Below are 1,717 nucleotides of genomic sequence, written 5' to 3'. Positions count from 1 at the left end.
ACGGATTTACTGGAAAAACTGGCAAACCGCCTGCGTGTTGAAGGTGACAATGCCTACCGCGCGCATGTGGGCACCAATGTACACCTCTACGGCGGCGAACGGGCGGCAAAAGAAGTTGAGATGTTTAAGCAGGAAAAACCGGATTGGGTGGATGTTGGCAGAAAACAAAGAACATATCCCGCATTAGATAAGTTATCCCCGGACTTAGAGAAGTTTATTAATAAGGGGTGGCCTGATATCAGATCGCTGGCATCTCGCAAAACACCATTAGATGGGAAGTTTGGCACCTTTGATAACTCTATGGCAGCAGTTGAAATACCTTCAGGTGAAATGATCTATCGAGTTATTGATCCAAACTCTTCCGACAATAGTATTTGCTGGATGCGAAAGGCAGAGTTTGAAAAGCTGACGTCGAAAAGTGACTGGCGTAAAAACTTTGCCGTATGGAAAAGCTGGAATGAAAACGGAGAATATGTCGTTTACACCGTTCCGCCGGGACAGCCCCTCAAGGTCTGGGAAGGCCGGGCTGCAACACAAATCAATGAGAATGCCAAAGAATATTCGCTGGAAGGCGGAGCGGTACAAATCGTACTGGACCCGTCGCAGCTTAAAAAAGAGTTTACCGGTGAGCGGCGTAAAACCAGCTGGGGCTATGGCGATGTGGGCAGTGACCCGGTCAGCCCTTATCTGGGGTTACCGAAGCTAGAGAATAAAAACAACTGGTATGAACCAAAAGGAAAAGAATAATGGGGATTTTACATCCGCAGGAATGTTATTTTTTAGAAAATTTTATCTCAGCAGAACATTATGCCGAAACCCGTGACGCCATCATTGCCTATATCGATGCCCATGAAGAAGCCCTGGCAAGATATAAACGTGAAATGCCGATTAATACCCGTAAGCTCCCCCAATGGCAGCAGGCTGATATAGTATGGGAATCACGCGTAATGTCTAATATCCGACCATTAAAGGAACGTTATATCAAGGCTTACATTCTGCGAACTCATAATGATGTTAAGGCATTTGATATTGGTCATGCTATGAGCAATATCAATAAGGGAATCGTAGAGTTTTGGGATGGGTGGATGACTGATCAAGAAAAAGATAAAATTAGACATCATGAGTATCAAGCTTCAGAACTAGATAAAAACTTATCAATAACAATATGGGGAGAGTGGGAGGAGGGGCGTTTGACATATAGTGATAATTGTGTGCGCCCATATATAAAAATTCCAAAAAAAATTCCTCTTTATATACTTGACTCATCCGTGAGAATAGAAAAAGGAGATGTACCAATCCAAACTGGAATATATTTACCTGATGTTGATTTTTCGGCAGCTCGATTTTTACCAGCTGATTATGGTGAATCACCTGATGCACGGCAGGGCATTCAGCGTAACGAATGGTTTGACGCAGAAACTTGTAAACATAGATTCAGTTGGAAAGAGTCTAAGTGGGCAAAAACAGGCTGGACCCTTATCCGTCGGGTTGAAGGCGAATTTATCGATGTGCCGCCGGAAGGTTTTTTCCCGAAAGGATTACCGGAGGAATTGTACAACTGGCCGGAGAAAGAGAAGTTATTACGCCAGGTGGAACCCGTCCGACTTACTGCATACAGCGGCGAAACCAGCCCGCACTCGGGCCGCTGGGGCACCTTTATCGACGGCAGTTTGCGTTATGCTCATGTCAAACAAGGCCAAGCCCTGCCGGAATATGA

At 45.1% G+C, this 1,717-nt stretch carries 1 protein-coding gene and 1 pseudogene; both read left to right on the top strand.

Annotated elements, in window-relative coordinates:
• Positions 1-747, top strand: a pseudogene (locus tag HGO41_RS25690) (hypothetical protein); the annotation flags it as partial.
• The coding region (locus HGO41_RS25685; protein WP_250981644.1) for a type VI secretion protein ImpA at positions 747-1,717 on the top strand (971 nt) is incomplete at its 3' end. The pseudogene HGO41_RS25690 and the gene HGO41_RS25685, both read left to right, overlap by 1 nt.

The sequence above is a fragment of the Rahnella sp. CG8 genome (genome assembly GCF_023701875.1).
GTDB classification, from domain to species: Bacteria; Pseudomonadota; Gammaproteobacteria; order Enterobacterales; family Enterobacteriaceae; genus Rahnella; species Rahnella aceris.
Note: the sequence above shows the minus strand (reverse complement) of the source record. Positions and strands in the feature narration are given on the sequence as shown.